Source organism: Streptomyces sp. NPDC053076, assembly GCF_044546845.1.
Classification (GTDB): domain Bacteria; phylum Actinomycetota; class Actinomycetes; order Streptomycetales; family Streptomycetaceae; genus Streptomyces.
In genome coordinates, this window is record NZ_JBITZL010000001.1 from 1149118 (window position 1) to 1168522 (window position 19405).

The 19405-nt window shown below is 70.8% G+C and carries 16 protein-coding genes and 5 pseudogenes; 10 read left to right on the top strand and 11 right to left on the bottom strand.

What is annotated here, in order from left to right:
• The first annotated feature begins 70 nt into the window (after window positions 1-70).
• On the top strand, window positions 71-796 hold the full coding sequence (locus ACIGYR_RS04640) for a DUF2470 domain-containing protein (RefSeq protein WP_399602995.1): 726 nt from the start codon (window positions 71-73) through the stop codon (window positions 794-796).
• Here the strand turns inward: ACIGYR_RS04640 and ACIGYR_RS04645 are convergent.
• From ACIGYR_RS04645 to ACIGYR_RS04660, 4 genes and pseudogenes are all read right to left on the bottom strand, one after another.
• Complete coding sequence (locus tag ACIGYR_RS04645) at window positions 764-2002, bottom strand: lactonase family protein (protein WP_399602998.1); 1239 nt, start codon at window positions 2000-2002, stop codon at window positions 764-766. The genes ACIGYR_RS04640 and ACIGYR_RS04645 overlap by 33 nt on opposite strands.
• Window positions 2003-2310: 308 nt before the next feature.
• Window positions 2311-3419 (bottom strand): annotated as a pseudogene (locus ACIGYR_RS04650) (hypothetical protein).
• Window positions 3420-3463: 44 nt separating this feature from the next.
• Complete coding sequence (locus ACIGYR_RS04655; RefSeq protein WP_399603001.1) at window positions 3464-4717, bottom strand: aromatic acid exporter family protein; 1254 nt, start codon at window positions 4715-4717, stop codon at window positions 3464-3466.
• A 151-nt stretch (window positions 4718-4868) separates the two neighbouring features.
• Window positions 4869-5363, bottom strand: a complete 495-nt coding sequence (locus tag ACIGYR_RS04660) for an FBP domain-containing protein (protein ID WP_391837766.1) — start codon at window positions 5361-5363, stop codon at window positions 4869-4871.
• Window positions 5364-5551: 188 nt separating this feature from the next.
• On the opposite strand from ACIGYR_RS04660, the pseudogene ACIGYR_RS04665 reads away from it, so the two are divergent.
• Window positions 5552-5989, top strand: a pseudogene (locus ACIGYR_RS04665) (DUF3626 domain-containing protein); the annotation flags it as partial.
• On the opposite strand, the gene ACIGYR_RS04670 reads toward ACIGYR_RS04665, so the two are convergent.
• Window positions 5917-6564 (bottom strand): PAS domain-containing protein, encoded by a 648-nt coding sequence (locus ACIGYR_RS04670; RefSeq protein WP_399603005.1) that lies wholly within the window; start codon window positions 6562-6564, stop codon window positions 5917-5919. The pseudogene ACIGYR_RS04665 and the gene ACIGYR_RS04670 overlap by 73 nt on opposite strands.
• Window positions 6565-6892: 328 nt before the next feature.
• Complete coding sequence (locus ACIGYR_RS04675; RefSeq protein WP_399603008.1) at window positions 6893-7822, bottom strand: helix-turn-helix transcriptional regulator; 930 nt, start codon at window positions 7820-7822, stop codon at window positions 6893-6895.
• A gap of 103 nt (window positions 7823-7925) precedes the next feature.
• Here ACIGYR_RS04675 and ACIGYR_RS04680 point away from each other — a divergent pair, with 103 nt between their 5' ends.
• Both ACIGYR_RS04680 and ACIGYR_RS04685 read left to right on the top strand, forming a co-directional pair.
• Window positions 7926-8528: an NIPSNAP family protein gene (locus tag ACIGYR_RS04680; protein ID WP_399603011.1), complete on the top strand. Its 603-nt coding sequence runs from the start codon at window positions 7926-7928 to the stop codon at window positions 8526-8528.
• Window positions 8529-8554: 26 nt separating this feature from the next.
• A pseudogene (locus ACIGYR_RS04685) lies at window positions 8555-9505 on the top strand (IS1380 family transposase); the annotation flags it as partial.
• A gap of 108 nt (window positions 9506-9613) precedes the next feature.
• On the opposite strand, the gene arr reads toward ACIGYR_RS04685, so the two are convergent.
• Window positions 9614-10024: an NAD(+)--rifampin ADP-ribosyltransferase gene (gene arr / locus ACIGYR_RS04690; protein WP_399603237.1), complete on the bottom strand. Its 411-nt coding sequence runs from the start codon at window positions 10022-10024 to the stop codon at window positions 9614-9616.
• A gap of 66 nt (window positions 10025-10090) precedes the next feature.
• Between arr and ACIGYR_RS04695 the strand changes: the two genes are divergently transcribed.
• Window positions 10091-10375, top strand: a complete 285-nt coding sequence (locus tag ACIGYR_RS04695) for a Tn3 family transposase (protein ID WP_399603239.1) — start codon at window positions 10091-10093, stop codon at window positions 10373-10375.
• A gap of 43 nt (window positions 10376-10418) precedes the next feature.
• Here ACIGYR_RS04695 and ACIGYR_RS04700 read toward each other — a convergent pair whose 3' ends face one another.
• Entirely contained in the window at window positions 10419-12725 is a 2307-nt protein-coding gene (locus tag ACIGYR_RS04700; protein ID WP_399603013.1) for an ABC transporter permease, read from the bottom strand.
• Window positions 12722-13432: an ABC transporter ATP-binding protein gene (locus ACIGYR_RS04705; protein WP_399603016.1), complete on the bottom strand. Its 711-nt coding sequence runs from the start codon at window positions 13430-13432 to the stop codon at window positions 12722-12724. Before ACIGYR_RS04705 ends, ACIGYR_RS04700 begins: the two co-directional genes overlap by 4 nt.
• Before the next feature lie 154 nt (window positions 13433-13586).
• Between ACIGYR_RS04705 and ACIGYR_RS04710 the strand changes: the two genes are divergently transcribed.
• The 3 genes and pseudogenes from ACIGYR_RS04710 to ACIGYR_RS04720 form a co-directional block, all read left to right on the top strand.
• On the top strand, window positions 13587-14414 hold the full coding sequence (locus ACIGYR_RS04710; RefSeq protein ID WP_399603018.1) for a sensor histidine kinase: 828 nt from the start codon (window positions 13587-13589) through the stop codon (window positions 14412-14414).
• Window positions 14411-15130 (top strand): response regulator, encoded by a 720-nt coding sequence (locus tag ACIGYR_RS04715; protein ID WP_399603020.1) that lies wholly within the window; start codon window positions 14411-14413, stop codon window positions 15128-15130. The genes ACIGYR_RS04710 and ACIGYR_RS04715 overlap by 4 nt, the downstream gene beginning before the upstream one ends.
• 105 nt (window positions 15131-15235) lie before the next feature.
• Window positions 15236-15799: pseudogene (locus tag ACIGYR_RS04720) on the top strand (recombinase family protein); the annotation flags it as partial.
• Here ACIGYR_RS04720 and ACIGYR_RS04725 read toward each other — a convergent pair.
• Entirely contained in the window at window positions 15733-16344 is a 612-nt protein-coding gene (locus tag ACIGYR_RS04725; RefSeq protein ID WP_399603242.1) for a transposase family protein, read from the bottom strand. The pseudogene ACIGYR_RS04720 and the gene ACIGYR_RS04725 sit on opposite strands and share 67 nt — an antisense overlap.
• Window positions 16345-16512: 168 nt before the next feature.
• On the opposite strand from ACIGYR_RS04725, the gene ACIGYR_RS04730 reads away from it, so the two are divergent.
• Entirely contained in the window at window positions 16513-17799 is a 1287-nt protein-coding gene (locus tag ACIGYR_RS04730) for an MFS transporter (protein ID WP_399603023.1), read from the top strand.
• A gap of 335 nt (window positions 17800-18134) precedes the next feature.
• Here ACIGYR_RS04730 and ACIGYR_RS04735 read toward each other — a convergent pair whose 3' ends face one another.
• Complete coding sequence (locus tag ACIGYR_RS04735) at window positions 18135-18800, bottom strand: nitroreductase (RefSeq protein ID WP_399603025.1); 666 nt, start codon at window positions 18798-18800, stop codon at window positions 18135-18137.
• A gap of 112 nt (window positions 18801-18912) precedes the next feature.
• Between ACIGYR_RS04735 and ACIGYR_RS04740 the strand changes: the two are divergent.
• Window positions 18913-19299, top strand: a pseudogene (locus ACIGYR_RS04740) (IS5 family transposase); the annotation flags it as partial.
• Between the last annotated feature and the right edge of the window lie 106 nt (window positions 19300-19405).

A 19405-nucleotide genomic window follows, 5' to 3' on the forward strand; every position in this document is an offset into this window, starting at 1 on the left:
GGTGCGGCGTGGTTGGCGTGCGCCTCGATCTCGGATAGGTTAGGCAAGGCTTACCTTAGGAGGTCTCGGCATGGGTGACAGGCAGGACTGGACGGCCGCCCCGGGCGCGGCAGAAAGAGCACGCTCGGTACTGGCCGCCACGTGGTCGTGCGCGGTGACCGCGGACGGTGTGCGCGAGGAGTATGCCGGCGCGCACACCGTGACCGAGGATGCTGCGGTGCGGCTGGCCGTGCCCGACGACAGCGGCCTGCTCGCCGCGGCCCTGTGCGCCCCGCGTCAGGAGCCCTCCGCCCTGCTGGAGTTCGCCGACGTGGCGCCCGTACCGGTGCGCAGCCGCATCCGTGCCAGGCTCTGGCTGTCCGGCTGGTTCGCCCCGTCCGAGGGCGGCCTGCTCCTGCGGCCCACCCGGGTGGTGCTCCGGCAGGCCACCGGTCCCGTGGTCGTCGACCTGGACGAGTTCACCGCCGCCCGGCCCGACCCCCTCGCCGGCGCCGAGGCCCGGCTCCTCACCCACCTCGCCGACGCCCACCCGGACGCCGTCGAGCGGCTCACCCGCCTGGTGCGGCCCGAGAGCCTGCACGCCGCCACCCGGGTGGTGCCCCTCGCCGTCGACCGGCACGGACTGACCCTGCGCATCGAGCGCACCCGCGCGCACGGGGACGTACGGCTGCCCTTCCACAGCCCCGCCGACGACGTCGGCCAGCTCACCGAACGTATGCACGCCCTCCTGGCGCAGGCCGGTGCGGCCGCCTGCCCCCGCGCACTACAGCGGCAGCGCGCAGACGGCGACGGGTGACGCGAACGCCTCGCCGGCCGGCCGGAGCCCGCCGCCGTCGGTGTCCACCCGGAAGACGGTGACCGTGCCGGAGCGCTGGTTCGCCGCGAACAGCAGCCGACCGTCGGGCGAGAACGCGATCTGCCGCGGGAAGTCCCCGCCCACCGGCACGGTGCCGAGCAGCCGCAGCCGGGCCCCCTCGCCCTCGACGGCGTAGCGCGCGAGGCTGTTGTGACCCCGGTTGGCGAGGAACGCGTAACGGCCGTTCGCCGTCACCAGGACCTGTGCCGGATAGTTCTCGCCGCCGTCCGAGCCGGTCGCCTGCGGCTCGCCGATGTCCAGCCGACCGGACCGCGGGTCGTAGACACAGACGGCCACGGTGTCGTCCACCTCGTTGGCCAGATAGGCGTACCGGCCGCCCGGATGGAAGGTCAGATGACGAGGCCCCGCGCCGGGCCGGGTGTGTGCCTGCCCCACCTCCCTGAGCGTGCCCTGCGCGGGGTCGAGGCGGTAGGTGTAGACGGTGTCGGTGCCGAGGTCCACGGCGAGGACGTGCCCGCCGTCGGGACTCGTGAGGAACTGGTGGGCGTGCGGCCCCTGTTGACCGGGACCTGGCGACGGGGAGGTGTGCGTGACCAGATCGGCGCGCTCGCCCAGGGCGCCCGAGGCGTCGATCGGGTGCACGGCGACACTGCCCGAGCCGTAGTCCGCGCTCAGCAGCCAGCGCCCGGTGGGATGCACCGACAGATGGCAGGGGCCCGCGCCGCCCGCGCTCCGGGTGCCCAGGACACGCCGGTCCGCGAGGCGTACGGCCGTCACCCCGCCGTCCTGCCGCTCGTCCACCGCGTACAGCGTGCGGCCGTCCGGGTGCACGGCGAGGTACGACGGATCGGGGATGCCGGTGAGCGTGCCCGAACCGGTGATCCGGCCCGTCCGGGGGTCGTACGACGCCAGGCCGATACCGGTGCCGCCGTCCTCGACGGAGGTGTAGGTGCCGATGTACAGCGGGCGCGGTCCCGCCGGCTTCCGGGGCGGCGCGGCGGCCCTCGGCTCGCTCTCCGTGGCCTTACCGGCGGCCGGCGGGGCCGCCGGGGACGGCACCGTCACCACGGCCGCCGCGCCGGCCGCGGCCCCGACGAACCGGCGCCTGGTCCAGCCGGCACCGTGCTCCCGGTTCCGCCTCGGCGGGGGAGACCCCTCTCCAGCCGCCTGTGCCTGCGTGTCCATGCCGTACCCCAGGTCGTCGGTAGCCCCCGCTCGTGACAGACACCTTGGCCCGCGCCCCACGCCAAGGGCAAGCCGGGCAACGGGCGTTGCGCAGGCTGCAACAGCAAGAGTCGCCGCAGCCGCAGCCGCAGCCGCAGCCGCAGCCGCAGCCGCAGCCACAGTCGCAGCCGCACCGCGCCCGCTCGCACCGGCACCCCGCACCTGCATCCGCCCCCGCACTGCACCCGCACGCACGGCACCCCGGACCCGCACCGGCACCCGCATCCGCATCCGCATCGCATCCGCATCCGCAAGCGGATCGTGCGGTCCTACCACTCACCGTCCTCGACCGGCTTGCCCGGCGCGTCCTTCAGCGGTGTCACCTGCTCGGCTGACGGCGCCTGCCACGGCTCCGTGTCGTCCCCGAGCCACTCACCGACCGGCTTGACGGCCTCCAGGGTGTCCGTGGGGGCGAGGTCGTCGGCGTCATCGTCGTAGTAGTCGTACCAGGGCAGGCCCGCCCGGGTGTACGCCGCCCGGTCCACCGGCGACGGCGGAGGCGCCTCGCCGGTGATCCGGCGCCACTCCGGGGGCGTGACCAGGTGCACGAACACCCGCCCGGCCGGCTCCCCGGACCAGTCCTCCAGAGACCGGTCGTCCTCGTAGACCTCCTGCCGCATCGAGCCGCCCGCGCCGAGCCCCATGGCCGCGGCGCGCCGCCGGGGCGCGGCCGGTTGCGGGGGCCCGCCGAAGGACGCGGCGGGCGCGGGCGGCGGCGACCCGGGTGCCCCGGCCGGCGGGAGCCCACCGGGCGCCGCCGCTGCCATCGGCAGGGGCGCGCCGTACCCGCCGTACCCGCCGAACACTCCGGCCGCGCCGGTCTGCCGCTGCCGCTCCCGCTCCCGGCGCCGCCACTCGGCAAGCACCTCCTCCTTCAGCGGGAACGACTGGAGCTGCACCCCGCCCCACACCTCCTCGCCGGTGACCTGCCCCTCCACGGTCGCGCCCAGCCCCAGCGGTACGGCCACGAACTGGCGGACCGTGCCCTGCCGGAGTTGATGCCGTCCAGCCAGGGCTGGCGAGGCAGCACCACGTAGTTCTGCGGGCGGCGGGACAGCCGGTTCCGCCACGGCTCACCGGACACCGCGCACACCTTGCCCACGCCGACCTGGAGCGCGGCCGGCTCCGACGTGCCGGCGAAACTCAGCCACATCGCCTCGCGCAGATACACCGGCAGCATCACGCCGCCGCGCGCCCGCCACTCGTCCGGCACCCGGTCGGCGTAATCGGCCACCCGCCGGACCGGGAACTCACCCAGCCCCGGCGGCAGCGGATGCGTGCCGGTCTCCGGCAGTCGCAGGGTGCGCACGAACCGCACCACCACCCCGCCCGGCAGCCGCAGGCTGTTGCCGTCGATCCGGACCCCGGAACCGGTCATCCGCCCGCCCCTCGCTTCCCGCGCCGGCCCGCTCCGGCGCTCCCTCACCGATAACGCTCACCGAACCCTGCGCGGTTCCGCCACAGCTCCTCCTGCACACCGAGCCGGTCGCGCAGCCAGGTCATCCGGGGCAGCCTGGCCCGCTGCTCGCGGGAGACCCGGTCCAGTTCCTCCAGCAGGCGTCGGGTGCGGTGCTCGGTGTTCAGCTCGTCGATGATCCTGGTCGTCTCGGTGACCACGGCCCCGAACAGCTGCCAGTTCGCCCAGTCCTTGTCGATCTCCTCCCGGAGCAGCTCGGCCAGCCGGTCCCGGGTGCCGGCCGCCGTGTGCAGCTCGGCCGACAGCCTGGCCTCCGCCGACTCGGCGTTCTGGCTCAGGTCGGTGGTCACCAGCACGGCGAAGCTGACCACCGCGTCGGCGATCTCCGACAGCAGCTGCTCCACGGTCGCCCCCACCCGGGGCGGGAACAGTTCCTCCGGCCCGCGGGCCTTCGCCAGGTCCGTGAAGGAGCGGGCCAGCACCCGCAGCACCACCGTGCAGATCTCCAGTGTGTCCAGACCGGTGCGCAGCACCACCCGGTGCAGCAGCCCCTCCTTCACCCGCGGATTGAGCCGCAGACTGTCCTCGGCCTGCCGCAGCGCCGCGTCCACCTGCACGATGTCGTGGTCGAGCCGGCGCGCCTCGTGCAGCCGCTCGGCCGCCCGCTGCCAGGGGATCCGGCCCGCGGCCTCCTCACCCATCCGCAGCATCAGCTGGCGCACCCGTCGCGCGAGGTCCTCGATGGACCGGCCCGCCGCGTCCACCCACACCGGGGGCGGCAGCAGCAGGTTGCAGGCGGTACCGACGACCGCGCCGATCAACGTCTCCACGATCCGCGCCCACGCGGTGAAGCCGACCGTGGTGACGCCGAGCACCAGCATGGCGCTGATCGCCACCTCGGCCACGTACTCGTCGACGCGCACCAGGTGTCCCACGGCCAGCGCGGCGACGATCAACAACGCGAGACTCCACCAGGTCAGCCCCACCAGCACGCTGAAGGCGATGGCCACCAGCACACCGGCGACCACCGAGTTCACCCGGCGGATGCCGTTGGTCAGCGTGGCGTAGAAGGTCACCTGGACGACCAGCAGCGCGGTCAGCGGCGCGGTGAGCGGGGCCGGCTCCGGGCTCAGCCGGAGCGCGATGACGTAGGCGATCGTCGCGGCCGTCGCCGAGCGCAGCGTCTGGACGACAACCGGCTCCCGGCGGCGCCGCACCAGGCGCACTGTTCCCGTGGTCCACTTTCGTACGTCGAGCATCCCTTGGCCTGTTCCCGTTCCTCGGGTGCATCGAACGTGGCCGTTTGCCGACTGTTTTCAGTCATACGTGTTCGCGTGTGGCCGGGTGCGGTGGAGTTCCGTGCCGCCCCCGGGCCTCAGCCGGGGGCGGCGGCCCGGTCGTGGGCGCCGTTCACGCGTACAGCTTGTCGACGAAGGCGGACAGGTTGCTCCTCGCGCGGGTGATCTGCTCCTCCAGGGTCAGGCTCTCCTCGAACCGGGCGCCGGACTCCGCGACCCTCCTGCCGCGTAGGTACAGCGAACACGCCAGGTCCGTGCACATGTACAGCCCCACCGAGTTGCCCTCGCGGCCCGCCGCTCCCGCCTTCCGCGCGGTCATCAGGGACACCCCGCCGCCGGGATGTGTGGTCAGACAGACGGAGCACATGCTGCGGTGCAGGAAGCCGCGCCGCGAGACCGGGAAGCGGAAGGCGATGCCGACGGCACGGCCGTCCCGTTCGGTGACCAGATAGCTGCGGTCGGGGGCCCCGGGATCGCGCCAGCCGAGGAAATCAAGGTGCTCCCACGGGCGTTCATCGAGGTCGCGCGGGACGGCCAGCCGCTTGGCCTCGCCCTTGGAGCAGTTGATGAACGAGTTGCGGATGTCCTGCTCGGTGAGCGATCTCATGGATGAGTCCTTTCGGATCAATGGCTGCTGCCTAGGGGGTCTAGGTACACAGCTATCGTATTTAGTCAGGGGAGGGTGGGCCAATGGATTTCCGGTGCGGGCTGCCGCCGCGCGCCCGGCGGGCGCTGGACCATGTGACGGCGGGATCGTCCGGCCCGCCGCTCGACCCGGGCCACACGATTACATCGGCCCATGTGCGCGGAGGTGTACGGCTCGAACGGGACGTGGAGGCGCTCGTGCTGGACGCGAGCTACCGGGGTACGCCGGTGGAGACGGCGGCCCGGCGCCTGCCCATCCCGCTCGTCTGGCACCCCGGCCACCGGCTCACCGTCACCGCGCTGCGCCGGTACGCCGACTACCGCGGCCGGGAGTACGCCGGCCTCGGCGCCCTCATCGCCGAGCGCGTCCTCGTCACTCCGCGGATCATCGGGGACGCGGCCCGCAGCGGCCGGTACGGCCTCCAGGACCTGAACCGGTACGGCCTCCAGGACCTGAAGAAGGTCTGGCACATCCTGGCCCGCTTCGGCGCACCGGAGGGCGCGGGCACGGCGCGCTACTCCTGCTCAGTCTCGGCGGCTTTCGCCTCCGGTGGCCAGACTCCGGGAACCAGTACGCCCAAGGCGTAGGCGCGGGCGACCAGCTCGGTGCGGTTGGCCGCGCCCCACCGCGCCGCGAGGCGGCGCAGGTGATAGGTGACGCCGTCCTTGCTGAGACCCAGTTCGCGGGCGGCGCGGGCGGTGGTGGCACCCCCGGCCAGCAGGGCGAGCACCCGCCGCTCCACCGCGCCGGCCCGCACCGGCTCCGGCGCCGCCGGGGGGCGCTCGCCCAGCACCCGCAGCATCACCAGCAGCGCCGGGGTCTCCTCCACGCTGTCGCTCACCGGATCCGCCGTCAGCTCCCCGTACCGCTCGGCCCCGCCGGGCGCCCCCCAGCACACCGACACCTGGTAGCGGGAGCGGTGCCGCAGCCGCAGCGCCTCGGCGATCCGCTCCACCTGGCCGGCCTCCTGCGGCCGGAACAGCTCCAGCACCTGCCGGCCGCGCAGCCGGCCCGGGGTCGTGCCGCACTCGGCGGCCATCGCCGGGTTCGCCAGCGCCACCTGGCCGTACACATCGCAGACCGCCACCGGCACCGACACCCGGTCGAACACCATCAGGGCACGGTTGCGCCACACCACCGCGTCGGCCCGCTCCGCTTCCATCGCACCTCCCGGCCCGTCGGCCGCCATCAAAGAGGAAGGGGCAGGTCAGCGGCAACTCGACGGACCGGCGGCCGAAGCCGCACCCGCTTCCCCCGGCTCAGACGTCTCGACGGGGAGGGAACAACCCTTAGCCTCGCGCTTTCACGAGCGTGGCTGTCCGACGTGTGATCAACGAAGTGAGGAATGCCGCTGACCTGGCGCGACGGAACTTGTTCGGAGTCTTGGCGCGGTCAGGAACGCTGCCCTCCTCAGGTGAAGAGGCATATCGGGTCCTGCACGCGTGTGCGGGCGGCCGGTGCCCAGGCCGGGAGAACCTCCTGCCCAGGGGTCATCCTTCGTAGCGGATGGCTAGGGTTCGTGCCGTCTGGGCGATGCGGTTGCGTAGTTCGGCCGGTGCCAGGACCTCGACCTCCGTGCCCAGTCTCAGGAAGTCCCGGTGGGCGTGGCCGATCGACTCGATGGGTACGCGGACCTCTGTCCACCCGTCACCCGTGGGTGTCACGCCGAGGAGACGGGCGCCCTCCGGAGTCAGCCGCACCAGGGCGTCCGCAGTGTGCAGTCGCGCTCGGAAGTCGGCCAGATAGACGTTCCAGTATCTGGCCAGGTCGAACCCGTCCGGGATGACGAACTCTTCTTCCAGCGGCCGGATTTCGACGATCTGGTCGACTCGGTAGGTGCGGATCCCGGACGGCCCACCGGCTACCAGGTACCAGCGGCCGGCCTTGAGGACGAGCCCGTACGGCTCCACCCGTCGCTCGATCTCCTCCGGCGCCCGCCAGCGCCGGTACCGCAGCACCACCGCTCGCCGCGTCCACATCGCGGCGGCGACCGCGGCCAGGTGAGGCACCCGGTCGACGTCGCCGTACCAGCCGGGGGCGTCGAGCAGGAAGCGTTCCTGGATCTGCTCGGCGTGCTCGCGCAGCTCCGCCGGAAGGGCGGCCCGCAGCTTGAGCCGGGCGGTGGCGAGCGCCTCGCCGAGGCCAAGTTCGGCAGCGGCATCGGGGAGTGCGACGAGGAACGCGGCCCGCGCCTCGTCCACGGTCAGTCCGGTGAGCCGGGTCCGGTAACCGTCGACCAGCCGGTAGCCGCCCGCGTGCCCGGCCGCGCCGTACAGCGGGACGCCGGCAGCACCGAGCGCCTCGACGTCCCGGTAGACCGTCCGGACGGAGACCTCCAGTTCCTCGGCCAACTGCCGGGCCGTCATCCGGCCCCGGTTCTGGAGCAGCAGAAGCAGGGTGACCAGCCGGCTCGCACGCATGCCGCCCAGTATCCACTGACAGTTGATGTCAGCAGACCGGCCCTAACCTGCGGCACATGGACGACAACTGGACCTGGACCTCACACACCGGGCGGGCCACCGCATGAGCATCGTCGAACTCCGGCAGTACACCCTGCATCCCGGCGCCCGAGAGACGCTGATCGAGCTGTTCGAGCGCGAGTTCGTGACCGGTCAGCAGGCGGTCGGCATCACCGTCGGCGGCCGGTTCCGCGACCTGGACGACCCGGACCGCTTCGTCTGGCTGCGCGCGTTCCCCGACATGGCGCACCGCCGGCGCGCACTGGAGGCGTTCTACACCGGCCCGGTCTGGCGGGAGCACCGCGATACCGCCAACGCCACCATGATCGACAGCGACGACGTCCTGCTGCTGCGCGGCCCGTGCTTCACACCGGAGCCGGGCACGAGCGAGGTGCTCGCGACCATCTGCCATCCGACCGACGCGGCCGACTTCGACGCGTACGCCGCCCGGCATCTGGGCCCGGGCCACGCGCTCCACCGTACCGAGCACGCCGAGAACGACTTTCCCGGCTTGCCCGTCCGGACCGGGGAAGACGTCCGGATCTGGTTCGGCCAGGCTGAGCCGGCACCCTGGCCGACCCGACGGCTGCGATTGGAGCCCGTGCAGCCTCGAAACTCCTCACCGCGCACCCTCGTGAAACGCGCTGTCCGACGGGTGGTCAGATAAGCGAAAAGTACCTCTGACCAGCAAGAATGAGGATTGTCGACGTCCTGACGCCGGGATGCTGCGGGCCGAGCCGACCGTGTTCGGGCCGGTGGCCTCCGACCCGACGTTCTCCCGCCCCATCGACACCCTCGCCACGGCTGGACCGAAGGCCCTGTCCGCGATTCGGCGTAGCCACACGCGCGCGCCGAAGCCCGCGAGCGTGTCTGGAGCATGGCCAAGAACGCGGCCCCGGACGTCGCAGGCAGGTGACCGTGGATCTGGACGGGGTGCTCGTGCCGGCCCACTCCGAGAAGCAGGACGCCACCGCGACCTGGAAGAAGACCTTCGGGCACCATCCTCTGACGGCCTTCGTCGACCACGGAAGCGGCGGGAGCGGTGAGCCGGTGGCCGGCCTGCTCAGGCCCGGCAACGCGGGCAGCAACACCGCCGCCGACCACATCACCACCACTCAACTCGCGCTGGCCCAACTGCCGAAGAAGTACCGGCGCGGACGCCAGACGCTGATTCGTACCGACTCCGGAGGCGGAACGCACGAGTTCGTCGCCTGGCTCGCGAAGCGGGGTCGGTGGCCGTCGTACTCCGTAGGCATGACCACCACCGAGCAGATTCACCAGGCCGTACTCAAAGTCCCCGCCCCGGCCTGGACGGCAGCGGTCGAGCCCGGCGGCGAGATCCGGGACGGGGCCTGGGTCGCCGAGATCACCGGCGACTGTCTCAAGGGCTGGCCGAAGGGAATGCGACTGATCGTCCGCAAGGAACGGCCGCACCCCGGCGCCCAGTTGCGCATAACCGACGCTGACGGACTGCGGCTGACCTATTTCGCCACCGACACCACCGACATGCCGATCGCGGCACTCGAGCTGCGGCACCGCCAACGAGCCCGCGCCGAGGACCGCATCCGAAACGCCCGCGCCACCGGCCTGCGCAACCTGCCCCTGCACGACACCGCGCAGAACCAGATCTGGCTGGAGATCGTCCCGATCGCCCTCGACTTGCTGGCCTGGATGCCCACGCTTGCTCTGCATCAGGCACAGAACGCAAACGGTCCACCGACTCCGTCGGCGGACCGTCGCGAAAGATCAAGGTTAGTTGATGATTTCGGCGCGGTCATCCAGACGGATTGCGGCCAGCCGGTCTCGCCACATCTGGAGAGCTTCGGGTGTCTGCCGCGTCCAGTCGGTGACCTCGCCAACGATCCGGAGCGGTTCCCTGCTGCGATAGGAGCGGGTGGGATTGCCAGGGAACTTCTTGTCGGTGACGTTTGGATCGTTCTCGAACGCCCCGGTCGGTTCGACGACGTACACTCGCGGGACCCCGTCGCCGGCGGCGAGTTCCGCGGCGAGTCCCGCGCCGTCGCGCAACGCGGTGAAGTAGATGTGGTTCATCACGATTTCAGGCCGGTAATTGGAGCGGAAACCGGCGGTGAGGTGATCTCCGACGCGCAGCCCGGCCTTTGTGCCGTGAAAGAAAGGCCCCTCGTCCAATGCCTCGTCCATCGCCACAGATTATCAAACCAAGCTGTTGTGACGGCGAGCTGTCCGGGACGGCTCGGACGGGTCTCCATGCTCGCCCTGCACCTGCTCCAGTCGGCGTTGGTGCACGTCAACACGCTGCTCCTCCAGGGCATCCTGAGCGAGGAGAAGTGGCAGGAGCGGCTCACCGATGCCGACCGGCGGGCCCTGTCCCCGCTGCTGTGGACCCACGTGAACCCCTACGGCCGTTTCGAGCTCGACATGAACAACCGGCTCGACCTCACCCCGGAGGCCACGCTGCCTGGCCCGCGCACCGCGCCAGGTGCGAAGACCGAGCAGATGGCGTCGGACCGTACGCCCTCATCAGCATCATGAGGACGTGGCGGTCCGGCGGAGGTACTCACTGAAGGGAGAGGGGCTACTCGTTGTGCAGCACCTTGGCGATAGTGAGCCGCGCTGCTGACCTCGCCGGGATCAGCGCACCGAGGACGGCGATCGTCACGCCCGCCAGGACCAGAACGGCCAGCTGTGGCACGTGCCAGACCTGCTTCATGGATTCCGGGAACGAGACCACTCCGACGTGGTCCACAACCAGCCGGTGCGCGACGATCCCCAGAGGGATCCCCAACAGGCCGCCGACCACTCCCAGAGCCGCAACCGACGACACGGTCATCACCATGACCTGGCGCGGCGTCATCCCGATCGACTTGAGCATGCCCAGGTCGCGGCGTCGCTCCCGAATGTTGAGCAGGACGGTGTTGAAGACCCCGAGCGCAGCGACGACGGTCAGCAGCACGGTGAACACCGACGCGAAGCCGACAACGGTCGTGGTGGCGGTGTTGTCCGAGCGCAACAGTGCGGGGCGGAGGGACGGATCGGCCGTCTTGACCGCTGTGATGTAGCTCTGGGCGTCGGCGCCGCGAGCGAGCCGGATGGTGTACTCGGCAGCCGGTGTTGTCGGGTTCAGTTGCGTCAGCGTCTGCCAATTGGAGTCTATTGCCTGGGCGTTGCCTTCCATGAGCTCACCCACGATGGTGACGGGCGCCTGCTTGCCGTTCAGCTGGATGGTGACCCGGTCGCCTACCGACAACCCGTGCTGATTGAGGAATGCCGGACCGGCTGCGACCTCCCCGGCACCGGCTGGCCAGTGCCCCTTGACGATCTCGGAGGCGAGGTCCTGGGTGTCCCCGCGGTAGAAGTTGGCGAATACGGTCTGCGTATACCCGGCGAGGCTCACTTTGGTGAGCGCGCGGACGGTCACCTGATCCGCCCCAGGCAGGGAGCGCAGTCGTTGTTCGGTCTGCCGGTCGCTCAGTTTCGGAGCTGTCCGGCCGCGCGCGGGCGAGCCGGCCTGTACGTCGACCCGGGCGGCCCCGTCGCTCTTGCCGGCGTTCCCGTAGGCGACCATGGTGCTGGTCAGACCGGTCGTCAGGGTCACGGTGGTGACCCCGAGGACGATGGCCGCCATGGTCAGCAGGGACCGGCCCGGTCGGGCGAACGGCTGGCCAAGACCCAGGCTCAGGGCACGCGGCAGCCGGGTTCCGCCGAGTCGGCGCTGGATGCGCAGTCCCCGTCCGGTCCGCGGTGCGCTGCCTGCCGTGATCGCCTGGGCCGCGGACAGGCGGTGTGCGCGTACGGCGGGGATCAGTGCGGCGACAACCACGAGGGCGGGCATGCCCATCAGGCAGACGACGGACGGCCACCAGCTGACACCGATCGAGGCGCTGCCCGTCTCGATGCCGGAGAAGGCCACCTGCAGGATGGGGCCGGCCAGCGCGTTGCCGATCAGGGTGCCGATGGCGCAGCCGATGAACGCGGGGACAGAGACCATCGTCAGATAGACCGCGACCACCTGGTTCGGGGTGAAGCCCAGCGACTTGAGCACGCCGATGTGCCGGTGCCCGGAAACGACCGCCCCGCTGACGACATTCCCGACGATCAGTACGGAGACCAGAAGGCCGAGGACGCCGAAGAGAGTCATGAACGGCAGATACGCATCGGCCTGTGCGGAGAAGGCCCGCTTGAGGGTGAGGTAGGACTGCGCGGTGGTCAGCGAACCAGCGGGCAATTCGGCGGTGGCTGTGGTGAGGCCGGTACGCAGCTCCTGCTCGGTCGCGGCGTTCGTGAAGCGGTACAGCATCTGGACGGTGGCCGGGTGCAGTTGGGACATCTGCTCGGGTGAGACCCAGGCCCCGGCCGACTTGCTCATGCTGGTGGCGAAGCCGACGACGGTGAGGGTCGGGGCTCCGCGGGCCTTGAGCTTGGTGCCGAGCCGGCCGGGGCCGGGCGTGCCGTCGACGGGCCAGTTGACGACGATCTCACCGGGAGCGGTGGCCCAGCGGCCCTCCAGAAGACGGATGCGGTCCACCGGGCCGTCCGGATCGGCCCGGCCCACGACGGAGAGAGAACCCGCCGACATCCACAGCCAGTCGTCGGGCATCTCCAGGACGGCTTGCCCGAAGGGCCCGACGGCGGCCTCGACGCCAGGGCGGCGGGCCGTCTGCGCCAGCTGCGCACGTGACGCCTTCGCTGGGTCGAACGCCGCCACCGTGTGGGCGCCGCGTTGCTGGTCGAAGGCTTTGTCGAAGGGGGCTGAGGCTGCGGTGAGCAGCGCCAGCCCGAGCAGGATGGTCGTGGTGGAGCACAGGACCACGAGCCCGATGACGAAGGTCTGGAGCCTGCGGCGTTTTACGGCTGCCTGCGAGGCCTTCCACACGGCGCTCATGCGGTGGGCTCCAGCATGCTCTCGCGGGCCACTCGGCCATCGGCGACCTCGATCAGGCGGCTGGCGCAGCGGGTGGCCAGGTGCGGGTCGTGTGTGACGATGAGCAGGGTCTGCCCGATCTGGTTGAGGTCGATCAGCAGGTCCATGACCTGTTCGCCCGAGCGGCTGTCCAGCGCGCCGGTCGGCTCGTCGGCGAGGAGCAGGGCCGGGCGGTTCATCAGCGCCCGGGCCACGGCAACTCGTTGACGCTCGCCTCCGCTCAACGCGGCCGGGTAGGTGTCCTTGCGGTCGGCGACGCCCAGTTCGTCGAGGAGTTCCAGCGCGCGGCGGCGGGCCTGCCGGGCGGACGTGCCGGTCAGCTGGGCAGCCAGGGCGACGTTGTCCAGTGCGGGCAGGTCGTCGATCAGGTTGAAGAACTGGAAGATCATGCCGATGTGTCGCCGCCGGAACAGCGCCAGCCCCGTCTCGTTCAACGTCCTCAGGTCCTGGCCGTGGATCTGCACCGTTCCCGATGTCGGGCGGTCCAGGCCGGCAACCATGTTGAGCAGTGTGGACTTGCCGCATCCGGAGGGCCCCATCACCGCGACTGCTTCCCCGGCGCGGATCTCCAGGTCGATGCCGTCCAGGGCCTTCGCGTCGCCATACTCCTTGTGGACATCGTCCAGCCGAACGACGACTTGTGGGGAGCTGTCCAGATCAGTTGTCATGGCACGAACCTAGAAGCGGCACGACCGGTACGACGTCCCCCGCCGGATGTAACCGGCCTCGCAGGTCATCCTGGGGATGTAGGGAACTGGATCCGGAGCATGACGCGGATGGGCATGCCGAGCTGCGAGGCTTGTGCGGGTGGGGAGTTCAGGGTTGATCTGGCTGGTCGCGGTATTGGCGACGGCGTGCGCCGCGCTCGTCGTCCTGGGTGCGGCGCTCATCCGGGCGCGTCGGCGGCACCGAGCAGCCATCGAAGAGCGCGGCTGGCTGCTTGAGCGGGAGCGCGAGAGCGCGGCGCGGACCGCGGTTGACGCCGAGCGGGCCAGGATCGCGGCCGAACTCCACGACATCGTGAGCCACAACGTGAGCCTCATGGTGGTCCAGGCCGGGGCCGCCCGCGAGGTGCTGGCCACCATGCCTGACGAGGCAGAGGCCGCACTGAGCGCCGTGGAGAGCGCAGGGCGGACCGCAATGACCGAGCTACGGCACCTGCTCGGCCTGCTCGCCCCCGCACAAAGCGGCGACGACGAACCCTACGGCCAGGACCTGGCACCCCAGCCGAGCCTGAGCCGACTCAGCCCGCTGATCGACCGGATCGCCTTCGCCGGCCTGCCCGTGGAGGTGCGAATCTCCGGAGAGCCCCGCCCGCTGCCGACCGGGATCGACGTCACCGCCTACCGGATCATCCAGGAGGCACTGACCAACGCCCTCAAACACAGCGACGGAGCGAAAGCCGAGGTGACAGTGCGGTACGCGGAGCACTACCTGCGCGTCGAAGTCCTGAACAGCGGACCAAGCGCCCTTACCGGCGACGCTGTCGGGCCTCGCAGCCATCTGGCCACAGGCCAGGCCCACGGAGCGGGACGGGGACTGCTCGGCCTGCGAGAGCGGGTCGCCGTCTACGGCGGCGACCTGGACGCCCGGCGCCGCCTGGGCGGCGGCTACCGTGTCCGCGCCCGCATCCCGCTGGACCGGCCATGACCACACCCACCGGCCCTGCACCCCGCGTCGTGATCGCCGACGACCAGGAGCTGGTCCGCACCGGCTTCCACCTGATCCTGACCGCACGCGGCATCAAGGTGGTCGGCGAAGCCGCGGACGGAGCCGAGGCCGTCAAAGCCGTCCGCCGTCTACGCCCCGACGTCGTCCTCCTGGACATCCGCATGCCGAACATGGACGGCCTGGAAGCCGCCCGCCAGATCCTCGCGCAGATGCCGGACTGCCGTGTGATCATGCTGACCACCTTCGACCTCGACGCCTACGTCTATGCCGCCCTCGCCGCCGGCGCCAGCGGCTTCCTCCTCAAGGATGTCACGCCCGCTCATCTGGCAGCCGCCGTACGCCTCGTCGACACCGGTGACGCACTGCTCGCACCCTCGATCACCCGCCGCTTGGTCGAACGCTACGCCTCCGCCAGTGGCCGGACCGCTCCGGGCTCGGCACCACCCGCTGTCCACCGTGACCTTGCCGTGCTGACACCACGCGAACGCGAGGTACTGACACTCATGGGCAAGGGCCTGTCCAACACCGAACTCGCCCAGGAACTGACACTGAGCGAAGCGACGGTGAAGACACATGTGGCCCGTATCTTCGCCAAGCTGACCCTGCGCGACCGAGCCCAGGCCGTCGTCCTCGCCTACGAGACAGGACTAGTCGCACCCGGCGAATCCGAGCAATCCGCCAACCTCGACCGCTAGGGCCGCTATCACCCCTCGGTCGATTCCACCCGGTGTTTGACACTCGGACGCGGACGACGTCGAACAGCACGCATGTCCGAAGTGTGACGCGCAGCCCGGCTCGCCGTGCCGCTCGCGCGGCGGCGCGGTCGCCTCCGCCTACCACACCCGACGCTTCACCCTGGTGCCCCGGCTGAAGAAGGCGCTGCGGGAGCCGACCCCGGCCGACCGCGGCCCGGGCCGGCCGTCGCGGCCCGGCACCCCGCCCCCGGCGCCGATCGACCCGGACCTGCCGAGCGCGGACATCCGCATCGGCTACGCCCGCTGCCCGACCTCGGGCAGGAACTCGACTCGCAGCTCGACGCGCTCGCGGGGCACGGCATCCCGAGGGACAAGATCTTCGCCGAGAAGATCAGCACCCGCATCCGTGTACGGCTCAAGTTCGAGGAGGCGCTGCGGACCGCGCGGGAGGTCAAGGCGCACGCCCCGCACTGCCGGGTCATCTTCACCGTGTACGAGATGAAGCGCCTCGGCCGCGACGCCGCCGAGCTCACCGCGCTCGCCGACCACCTCACCGCCCACGGCCTCATCCCGGAGATGCTCGCCGGACCCCTGCCCGGCATCTACGACCCCACCGGCCCGGGCAAGCTGCTGTTCGCGTTCTTCGCCGCGATGGCGGAGACCGAGCGGGAGAACATCCGGGAGTCCACACTCGAAGGGCTCGACACCGCGGCCCGCAAGGGCAAGCACGGCGGCCGGCCCCCGGTCATCACCGACGACATGCTCCACGCGGGCGCCTCGCAAGCTCTTGCCGTCCACGGACAGCCCCCGCAGTCCGGTCGACTTGGGGCGGCGGTCGGTGAGCCAGCTGCCGATCGCCTGGTCCAGCGCGTCGCCATCGATGCGGGCCGGCAGCCGCCGACCGTGGTCTCCGACGGCGGGGTTCGCCCGGGCTGGAGTGGGTCGGAGCCGACGCCGAGCCGGTGGAGGACATGCGCGGGAGCATCAGCGATCCACTCACCGACCGCCAGCAGCGAGGTAGCCCCTGCCAGCACGGCACAGGCGGTGAGCGCGAGTACGACGGCCAGCGGGTGGCGCACCCCGCGCGGGTCACGCGGGTCCGGCACCTGGCACAGCCGTTCCAGCAGGTCCGGGACTTCCTCCGATGCAACCTGGGGCTGATGGCGGAGCTGGTCAAGAGCAGGCGGGATCGGGGATGATGCGTCGGCAGGCATGGCCTTCCGCTGGGGCCATGGGGCGTGGAGAACTCCATGATCTTGGAAGCCCGTGCCTGTTGCGTTCCAGAGGCCCGAGCTGGCGGATCGGCAACGAGCCAGACATCACACGCCTACGCCGAGGCCCTGGCATGGACATGGGTTGTGGCTGATGCCACTATCGGGCGGATGCCTGATGACAACGGAAAACATCCCTCGATCTGGCGTCATCGCGACTTCCTGCTGTTATGGGGTGGGCAGACGGTCAGCGAGATGGGGTCGCAAGTTACCGTCCTCGCCCTGCCGTTGGTCGCCGTCGTGCTGTTGGAGGCCTCCGCATTCCAGGTAGGCCTGTTGTCGGCTGCGGAGACGAGTGCGTATCTGCTGGTGGCACTGCCGGCCGGGGCCATAGCGGACCGGGTCCCCAAGCTCCGGCTGATGATCTGGTGCAACCTCGCGCTGTTCCTGGTGATCGGCTCGGTGCCGCTGGCGCAGGCAGTCGGGGCGCTGACGCTCGCCCAGCTCTACGCCGTCGCGCTGGTCTCCAGCGTCTTCTCCGTATTCTTCTCGGTGGCCTACCAGAGTTATCTGCCGGTGCTGCTCGACCGTAACCAGCTCATGGACGGCAATGGCAAGGTCGCCGTCTCTCGGTCGGTCGCGCAAATTGCCGGGCCCAGTCTGGGCGCGGGGCTGGTGGCGCTGATCGGCGCCGCGGGGGCGATGGCCGCCGACGCCCTCTCCTTCGCGTTGTCGGCGGGCTCGCTGACGGCTATCCGTACCCGCGAGCGACGCCGGCCCTCGGCCGAAGCCGACCGGCGGCCCGGGCTGTGGGCGCAGATCCGCGAGGGGCTCGCCTATGTCACCCGCGACCCCATCCTGCGGAACTCGGTGGCCTTCAACGGCACAGCCAACTTCTTCGTCATCATGGTGGAGACCCTCGGCCCGGTGTTCCTGATCCGCACGCTGCATCTGCGTCCTGCCCTGGTTGGACTGCTGCTGGCGCTGGGGGCCGTCGGCGGGGTGGCCGGCGGCGTGGCGGCACGGTACCTCGCCCGGAAGGTCGGCTCGGCGAGGATCAGCTGGATCTCGATGACCGTGCTGTCCCTGCCCGGCCTGCTGATCCCGCTGGCCGGGCACGGTTGGTGGGTGCTGCTGTTCGGCTTCGGCTGGATCTCGTGGACCTTCGCCTCCACCGTCGCGGGTGTCTCGCTGACCACTTACCGCCAGGCCGCCTGCCCGCCGGACATGCTCGGCCGGGTCAGTGCCGCCGCACGCTGGATCACCTGGGGCACACTGCCGCTGGGCGGCGTGGTCGGCGGCGCGCTCGCCACCGCCCTCGGCGTCCAGACCACCTTGTGGATCGCCGTCGCCGGCGGCTGCTGCGCGGGACTGTGGCTGTTCTTCTCACCATTGCGTGGCATGCGCGACATCCCTCTCGGAAAGCCCGAGCCCGCACCCGTCGGCGGAAAGCCGTAACGCCACCGCGACCTCGTCGGGCGGTCAGCTTCCCACGGGCCCGAGTTGGCGGATCGGCACGAACCAGACATCACACCACTACGCCGAGGCCCTGGCCACTCAGCAGCCCCGTCCGTGTGTCTCCTGCTGGCGCGTGGGCGGGGCTCCTCTATGCCCGTTGACCAGAGGTTCCCGTAGAACCGCTGGTCCGGCGTGTTCGGATCAGCCATCAGAGCCCATCCACCTTTGTCCCACTCCAGCACCCGGCCTCCCAGAGCGGTCAGCGTCTCGGCCAGTTCCTGGACTGTTCCGACGAGTGGACTAGACCCTGTCCTGTCGATCTCGGCCGTCAGCGGTCACACTCCGATGAAGCTCACCGTTTCCGTCATGTCCGCCCGCCCGGTACGCAGCCTTGGCACGCCTTCCTGCTCAAATCCCACTGAGATGCCGCAGTAGAGCACAAGCTCGTCATCGGCTCCGACTGTTCGGCTGACGGTCTTGCGGTACATGGTCCACATCACCTGGGGGCAGCTGTGCAACCCTTCCGCCCGCAGCAACAGCATGACCGTCTGCAAGTACATCCCCGCATCACCCCACTGTCCGGGCCCCATCGTCCGGTCGAGGTAGCAGAACAAGACGACCGGCGCTCCGAACGCCTCCGAGTTCAAGGCAGCGATCTTCTGGGGCCGGTCGGGGTCGTCGCGCTCGATCCCCAGCGCTTCGTATCGCTGAGCCGCCGCAGCGGAGAAGCGGTCCAGATACGGCGAGGTCAGTTCGTCCGGGTACATCGGATACTCCCGCTCATCACCCGGGTCTCCCGCCAGTGCCCTGGCCGTCGCGCGCCTCTTCAGTTCGGCCAAGGGTTCGCCGCTCACGACATACATGTGCCACGGCTGGAGGTTCCCGCTGGACGGAGCCCGCGTTGCTGCGGTCAGCACTCGTTCGAGGACCTGCTTGGGCACCGGCTCATCGCTGAACGCCCGTACGGCCCGGCGGCTGTCGACGGCCTCATACACATCCACGTCTTCGCGTCCTCTCATTCAACCGGGCCCCTCCACCGTATTCAGCGGTCAGGACCGAGCATCGCTGGGGGCTGGACGACGTTCCGACGATCAGTCAGTCGTTGATACGTTTATGGGGAGTAGGAGTGATCTGACAGATGCCCAGTGGGAGCGGCTGGAGCCGCTTCTGCCGGTGAGCAACGGGCGTTGCGGCAGGTGGCGGGACCATCGTCAGGTCGTGAACGGGGTGCTGTACCGGATACGCACCGGCGTGCAGTGGCGCGATGTGCCGGAGCGGTTTGGACCGTGGAAGACGGTGCACGAGCGCCATCGCCGGTGGTCGGCGGACGGAACGTGGGAGATGCTCCTGCGGCGGATCCAGGCCGAGGCGGACACGGCCGGCGAGATCGACTGGGACGTCTCGGTCGACTCGACGTCCGTGCGCGCGCACCACCACGCCGCCGGCGCCCGGCATGCTCCGCCGCCATCCTTCATGGCAGCTCCCGCGCCGCACCGACCGGCCCGTCGGTCGGCTGACCGACCGACCGCCCGCCCGCCCGACCACCCGACCGACCGCCCGACCGCCCGCCCGAACCGACCGGCTGACCGCCCGACCGGCCGGCCGA

Bases quoted from the DNA above. Each gene is read 5' to 3' on its own strand.
- arr (WP_399603237.1), bottom strand. From the start codon at position 10,024: ATGGACGAGGCATTGGACGAGGGGCCTTTCTTTCACGGCACAAAGGCC.
- ACIGYR_RS04655 (WP_399603001.1), bottom strand. From the start codon at position 4,717: ATGCTCGACGTACGAAAGTGGACCACGGGAACAGTGCGCCTGGTGCGG.
- ACIGYR_RS04640 (WP_399602995.1), top strand. From the start codon at position 71: ATGGGTGACAGGCAGGACTGGACGGCCGCCCCGGGCGCGGCAGAAAGA.
- ACIGYR_RS04695 (WP_399603239.1), top strand. From the start codon at position 10,091: ATGCTCGCCCTGCACCTGCTCCAGTCGGCGTTGGTGCACGTCAACACG.
- ACIGYR_RS04730 (WP_399603023.1), top strand. From the start codon at position 16,513: ATGCCTGATGACAACGGAAAACATCCCTCGATCTGGCGTCATCGCGAC.
- ACIGYR_RS04725 (WP_399603242.1), bottom strand. From the start codon at position 16,344: ATGCCTGCCGACGCATCATCCCCGATCCCGCCTGCTCTTGACCAGCTC.
- ACIGYR_RS04670 (WP_399603005.1), bottom strand. From the start codon at position 6,564: ATGGAAGCGGAGCGGGCCGACGCGGTGGTGTGGCGCAACCGTGCCCTG.
- ACIGYR_RS04700 (WP_399603013.1), bottom strand. From the start codon at position 12,725: ATGAGCGCCGTGTGGAAGGCCTCGCAGGCAGCCGTAAAACGCCGCAGG.
- ACIGYR_RS04705 (WP_399603016.1), bottom strand. From the start codon at position 13,432: ATGACAACTGATCTGGACAGCTCCCCACAAGTCGTCGTTCGGCTGGAC.
- ACIGYR_RS04675 (WP_399603008.1), bottom strand. From the start codon at position 7,822: ATGCGTGCGAGCCGGCTGGTCACCCTGCTTCTGCTGCTCCAGAACCGG.
- ACIGYR_RS04715 (WP_399603020.1), top strand. From the start codon at position 14,411: ATGACCACACCCACCGGCCCTGCACCCCGCGTCGTGATCGCCGACGAC.
- ACIGYR_RS04680 (WP_399603011.1), top strand. From the start codon at position 7,926: ATGAGCATCGTCGAACTCCGGCAGTACACCCTGCATCCCGGCGCCCGA.
- ACIGYR_RS04645 (WP_399602998.1), bottom strand. From the start codon at position 2,002: ATGGACACGCAGGCACAGGCGGCTGGAGAGGGGTCTCCCCCGCCGAGG.
- ACIGYR_RS04660 (WP_391837766.1), bottom strand. From the start codon at position 5,363: ATGAGATCGCTCACCGAGCAGGACATCCGCAACTCGTTCATCAACTGC.